Raw genomic sequence first — 5,845 nt, forward strand, 5'->3', positions numbered from 1 at the left:
AATGTATTTACTAAATTTTTTCATTATGCTTTTATTTAAAATTTTACATTTAAGTTAAGTCCAATATTCCTAGTTGACGGAGCCTGCAATGCATCTACACCAGAATCTGGATCTACATTTGGCACATCAGAATTTAACCAAAGGTTACGTCCAATTAAGGACAGACTAAACTCATGTATAGGTGTGTTTATTAATGCTTTTTTTGGAAAGTTATAAGTTAGTGTAACCTCTCTAAGCTTTACAAAAGACTCTTTATAATAGTGGTAGTTTTTATTTTGACCGTTACTAGTTGTCTGCATAAAATTAATGTAGTTAACAGCAACATCATTAGAGGCATATGTACGCGTATCACTAGTAATATTACCATTAACATCATACGTTGCTGTACCGCTTACAACCTTTACTCCTGGAGCTACATAAGAACTAATACCGTTATTTGCATCATCTCTAAATTGGTTTACTGTGCCTTTGTGTTTACCACCCCACCACATTTTTTGATTTGTAGTAGAGTAAATTAAACCTCCTATTCTACCATCAAACAAGAACGATAAATTAAGATTTTTATACTTAAAAGTATTTGTAATACCGTAAGTCCAATCTGGATCATCATCACCAATATATCTCTGGTAAGGATCATTTACAGGGAAACCATTTTCATAAATAACTTCACCGCTAGAATTAGTTTGGTATACGTTAGCATAAATTTGATCTGTACGTTCACCAACTTTTATAAAACCTTCTGTTTGCTCTCTATCTCCGTAAATTTCTTCTTGAAACCTTCTAAACCTACTAAAGTTTACAAGCATATCCCAACTAAAATTAGCTGTTTGTATAGGCTTAGCATCAAAAACAAACTCTAAGCCCTTACGCTTATACTCATCTCCATTAAGTAAAATACTCTCATACCCAGATCCTTCAGAAATTGGACTATAAATTAGGTTATTGTAATCTTTAGCTTCAAAATAAGCAACATCTAAACCTAAACGATTATTAAACAACCTAACATTTGCACCAACCTCCCAAGTGTCTGATGTTTCTGGTTCTAAACCAGGAGAAAGCAAGCTAGATCCAAAAGACGCTGACGTATTTCCGTTCCACGTTGTTCCCTTATCATAAGCTTGTATATAACTATAAGGATCGTCTCCTATTTTACCTTCTGACACTCTAGACCAAGAACCTCTTAATTTTGCAAAACTAATAGCCTGTGGCATATCAAAAAGACTAGATAAAACTAAAGAACCAGATACAGATGGGTAAAAGAAAGAATTGTTTTCTTTTGGCAATGTAGATACCTTATCGTTTCTACCAGTAATAGACAAGTAAAATGCATTGTAAAAAGACATATCTACAAAACCATAAACACTCTTTATAGCTTCTTCTTGCTCTAAGTTAGAGGCAATATAACTTACCCCAGCATTATTAGCCAAATTGTAAAAACCAGGAATATTTAAACCATCTGTTTGCGTACTTGCAGCTGTAGATTTACGATAGTAGTTAGAGTAAGCAACTTCACTTTTTAGTGTAAAATTATCTGAAAAGTTCTTTTCAAACTTTAAACCAAAATCTCTAATAATATCAAAATATCTACTATCTGCATTGGTAAAATTACCAAGAGATTTATTACCATACCCTACATAACTTTTAGGCTCTTTATACGTTCTGTTTAAGCTGTAAACATTTATACCGCTTGTGCTTTTTACACTAAGTTCTGGCGTAATATTATACTCAAAGGCAACATTACCATACACATTATCTTTATCATAACCACGCTCATACTCATATGCCTGAAAATAAGGATTGTTATAATAAGAAACGTTAAAATGCCTTTGCTGGTAGCCTTCTTGCCCCTCTCTCCAATAGTTACGCAAATCTTTAACATCTACATCTAAACCTGTCCACAAAACTAAATTGTACAAATAATTTGTTGGTCCGTAACCAACTTCAGGAAAATTATCTGTGTATTGCTTATTGTAAGTTAAGTTAGAGCTTACTTTAAAATTATCAGACGGATTTAACGTACCACCAATTGCAAAAGAAGTGTTTCCCAAATCTGTATTAGGAACAATACCCTTTTGATATACGTTAGACACAGACATTCTATAACTAGCTTTATCATTACCCCAATTTACACTTACGTTATTGGTTTGTATAGATCCTGTTTGAAAAAAATCTTTGATATTATCTTTACCTCTAGATGTAAACGGAATTGGAATTAAATTACCAGCAGCATCTGTAGGACTATTGTATTGTGTAGTTTCAAAAAAACCGCTTGCTGTACTTGGATCTAATTGATCTACTTTAGGTCCCCAAATCCAGCCACCACCTTCAGAGCCACTTCCTAAACCATTAATATATGCATATTGTCCTTGGTTACCATTGCCATAAACTGTTTGTACATCTGGTACTTTTATAAAAGAAGGTTGAAAAAGTACTGAACTATTAACTGTTACAGTTAACCTTCCTTTTTCTCCTTTTTTACTTGTAATCATTATAGCTCCGTTTCTACCAGCAGAACCATAAAGAGCAGATGCAGTTGCACCTTTAAGCACACTAATACTTTCTACATCATCAGAATTAATTTTCCAAATATCTGCAGAGCGGTCTGGTATACCATCTATAACAACTAATGGTGTTGCTCCTCTTAAACTAATTTCAGGATTCTGAAATAAGTCGGTAGAGTTTTTAATATTTAAACCAGCTACTTTACCCGTTAAAGAATTTACCAAGTTAGGCTCTTTAGCTTTTTCTAAAGAAGCCCCCTTAACTTCTTGTACAGCGTAACCCAATGCCTTTTTTTCTCTTTTTATACCTAAAGCCGTTACCACTACCTCTTCTAACGCTGCAGCATCCTCTAAAAGAGTAACATTAATTACAGCAGCATTTAAAACTTTAATTTGCTTTGTTTTAAACCCCATTGATGAAAATGTAAGCACATCTCCCTTTGCAGCATTAATGGTATAATTACCATCAAAATCTGTTGTTGTACCATTTGCAGTATTAGCAACTACAATGCTAACACCCATTAATGGTGTATTGCCCTCATCTACAACACTCCCCGTAATAGTTTGTTGTCCGTAGCTAAAACAGCATACAAACAACATTACAATAAACGTAATTCTAAAATTCATTTTCTTTAATGTTAAGTTAAATTGGTTATTAGTTATTGTTTATGTACCAAGTATTTAGCACATTATTTGGAGTCTCTAATACTATTTTTAACATCTTGCCCGTATGCTTTTTAAGCGATAGCGTAGTCTCTTCACTAGTCAAACTCACTGTTACCTCCTTTATGTAAGTATCTTTTTTTCCTTCTTTAAATTGATTTGTAGCAGAAGTATAAATTGTTCCTTTTACATTTTTATCTGAATTACTTTTCCAGCGAACAACAATTTTGTCGCCTTCTTTAACAGCGGATAAACCATAAGCATCTACCTCGCCTATAAAAGGAGTTCCGTCAATTTCATAAGCAATATCTTTAGAAACATCAATATTCAAAAAACGAAGCATAGTTGGATAAATGTCTGTAATTGCTAGGGTTTCATTTTTAAAATAATTGTTAGTGTTTTTCTCATTAGTTACAATCCAAGTAGCACGCTCTCTATCTGTTTGTCCTCCATGATGGCGCCCATCTTTAGGACTACGACCATGGTCTGTAGTAACTACCAACAACCAATCTTCATTAAAATTAGCTTCACGTATTTTAATAGCATTCCATATTTTGCCAACCAAAGCATCTTCAGACGTAATTGCATCATCTAGTTGCGGACTATCACCTAAACCGTGGCCAACATCATCTGTATACTCTAAATACACCCAAGACAAGTCTGGTGCATCTATTTTTATATACCTAGCAGCCTCAACAGCCACATCATTATCAATTTTTTTAATGTATTGTTTGTAAGCATCATGAGGATAATTAATGGTGTCTAATTCAAAACCATCAAAAGCATAATCTAGCTCTACATTTTTTGTTTCAGATTCGCCCTCAATAAGTTTTGTTCTGTTATCTAGCCAAGTAGAAAAAATAGCTGTTTTTTTAGTTGGATATTGGTCTTTAAATACCTTAAAAATTGTTGGATAATTGTAATTTGGCTTTTTAATACTGTTACCATATACATTGTGTTTATTAACCCAAGTACCTGTAAGCAGACTATTATAACCTACCGCAGAAATTGTTGGTGTTTGCGAGTAACCTCCTTTTTTACCACCCACATAGGCTTTAGTATAACTGCCAATATTAGCTATACTATCTAAAAAAGGAGTTGGAGCTTTTTGCAGCATATCTGTAGAAATACCATCTACTATAACAAACACTACTTTCTTGTTTTTTATAGCCTTGTGAGTTTGTTGAGTAAAACCTACCTGCACAATTAAGCACATAACAAATACTACATATTTAATTTTATTCTCCATTTTTTAGATTGATTGGTTACACTAAAATCCGGGTCAAAAGTATTTTTATAAATTATAAATTGAATGAATGTTCAATTAATAAAACTTTAAATAAATGTTAACTTGCACAGGCAAAGCAAGGCTTGTAATTATCTTAAAATGTTACATTTGCCTAAATAAAAATCTTACATGGGAAGAAAAAGTGTATCTGTACAAAGACGAAAAGAAATTATAAAAGCATTTTACAAAGTTGCTAAAGACATAGGCCTAGAAAACACCTCTATTGCTAAGGTTGCAGAACATTTAAGCATAAGTAACGGCTTAATAATGCACTACTTTAAAACCAAAGATGAGCTATTAATTGGCTTAAATGAGTTTATATTAGAACAGCACTTAAACATTGTACAAAATGACGAAAATGGAGAAATAAACTCAAAACAAAAACTTGACAATCTAATAACGTCACTTTTTTCTAGAAACTGGAACAAATATTTTGATGATGGAGTTTTTTATAGTTGCTACGCTTTAATTTACAGGAAAAAAGATTTTAACGATAGCTTTAAAAGCTACCTACAAGCGCTACACACGGTTTTACACAAAAAACTAACAGAAGCAAAAGAGCACAAAATTATTACCAATACAAACATTGATGAAATAACAGAGGTAATTTTTGCCTTAATAGATGGAGCTTACTATTATCTGGGACTTTTTAATGAAAAAACAGAAGATTACAAGCAAAAAGAAGCTATTTATATTAAGTATGCGTTAAATATACTAGAATTTAAAAACGAGTAAACGATTATTTAACAACCTTAACAATAGCGTAGAGCCCAATACAAGCCCATACAGCGTTAACTACAACATTAGGAAAATCATTTAACGCAAAGCCATTAATAATTAAGCATACAGCACCTAATATATTTAAAATATGGTACACTTTAGATTTAGATGATAGTTTACCTATGCTTAACAACAAGTAAGACACTACAAACAATAAGGCCCCGAGCCAACCTATTATAGAAAACATAGATTTGTAATTTTAAGACTGAAAAGATACAGGAAAAAACAAAACAACTATAAACTATATAATTGAAGAAACTATATAAAAGCAAAAAACCTCAACTATTTCTAGTTGAGGTTTGTTTTGCTCCCCCTCTTGGGCTCGAACCAAGGACCCTCTGATTAACAGTCAGATGCTCTAACCAACTGAGCTAAGGAGGAATGTTAGCAGACATAACGTCTGTAAGCGGGTGCAAATATAAAAGCTTTTTTAATATCTACAAAGCAAAAATAAAAATTTATATAAATTTCTTTATAATATTCCAGATGTCGTTTCCAAAGACAATTGCCATTAATCCCATAAGTATTACAAAACCAACAATTTGCCCTTTCTCTAACACTTTTTCACTTGGTGGACGTCCAGAAATAATTTCATATAATAAAAACATAACGT

General features: G+C 32.5%; 4 protein-coding genes, 1 tRNA gene and 1 pseudogene. 1 reads left to right on the forward strand and 5 read right to left on the reverse strand.

Features of this window, described 5'->3' with window-relative positions:
* Positions 1 to 35 precede the first annotated feature (35 nt).
* Together ABJD66_RS15420 and ABJD66_RS15425 are read right to left on the reverse strand one after the other, a co-directional pair.
* A complete protein-coding gene (locus tag ABJD66_RS15420) occupies positions 36 to 3,128 on the reverse strand; it encodes a SusC/RagA family TonB-linked outer membrane protein (RefSeq protein ID WP_348133273.1) in 3,093 nt (1,030 codons plus the stop codon).
* Positions 3,129 to 3,156: 28 nt separating this feature from the next.
* A complete protein-coding gene (locus ABJD66_RS15425; RefSeq protein ID WP_348133276.1) occupies positions 3,157 to 4,413 on the reverse strand; it encodes an alkaline phosphatase family protein in 1,257 nt (418 codons plus the stop codon).
* A gap of 168 nt (positions 4,414 to 4,581) precedes the next feature.
* On the opposite strand from ABJD66_RS15425, the gene ABJD66_RS15430 reads away from it, so the two are divergent.
* Entirely contained in the window at positions 4,582 to 5,187 is a 606-nt protein-coding gene (locus tag ABJD66_RS15430) for a TetR family transcriptional regulator (protein WP_348133279.1), read from the forward strand.
* 4 nt (positions 5,188 to 5,191) lie between these two features.
* On the opposite strand, the gene ABJD66_RS15435 is transcribed toward ABJD66_RS15430, so the two are convergent.
* The 3 genes and pseudogenes from ABJD66_RS15435 to ABJD66_RS15445 form a co-directional block, all read right to left on the reverse strand.
* Complete coding sequence (locus tag ABJD66_RS15435; protein WP_013621206.1) at positions 5,192 to 5,419, reverse strand: hypothetical protein; 228 nt, start codon at positions 5,417 to 5,419, stop codon at positions 5,192 to 5,194.
* Positions 5,420 to 5,539: 120 nt separating this feature from the next.
* Positions 5,540 to 5,613: transfer RNA gene (locus ABJD66_RS15440), tRNA-Asn, on the reverse strand.
* Positions 5,614 to 5,690: 77 nt separating this feature from the next.
* Positions 5,691 to 5,845, reverse strand: a pseudogene (locus ABJD66_RS15445) (RIP metalloprotease RseP); the annotation flags it as partial.

Origin of the sequence: Cellulophaga sp. (genome assembly GCF_039943695.1) — a bacterium.
In the GTDB taxonomy this organism is placed as follows: domain Bacteria; phylum Bacteroidota; class Bacteroidia; order Flavobacteriales; family Flavobacteriaceae; genus Cellulophaga.

Coding starts and splice junctions, on each gene's coding strand:
- ABJD66_RS15430 (WP_348133279.1), top strand. CDS start 4,582: ATGGGAAGAAAAAGTGTATCTGTACAAAGACGAAAAGAAATTATAAAA.
- ABJD66_RS15425 (WP_348133276.1), bottom strand. CDS start 4,413: ATGGAGAATAAAATTAAATATGTAGTATTTGTTATGTGCTTAATTGTG.
- ABJD66_RS15435 (WP_013621206.1), bottom strand. CDS start 5,419: ATGTTTTCTATAATAGGTTGGCTCGGGGCCTTATTGTTTGTAGTGTCT.
- ABJD66_RS15420 (WP_348133273.1), bottom strand. CDS start 3,128: ATGAATTTTAGAATTACGTTTATTGTAATGTTGTTTGTATGCTGTTTT.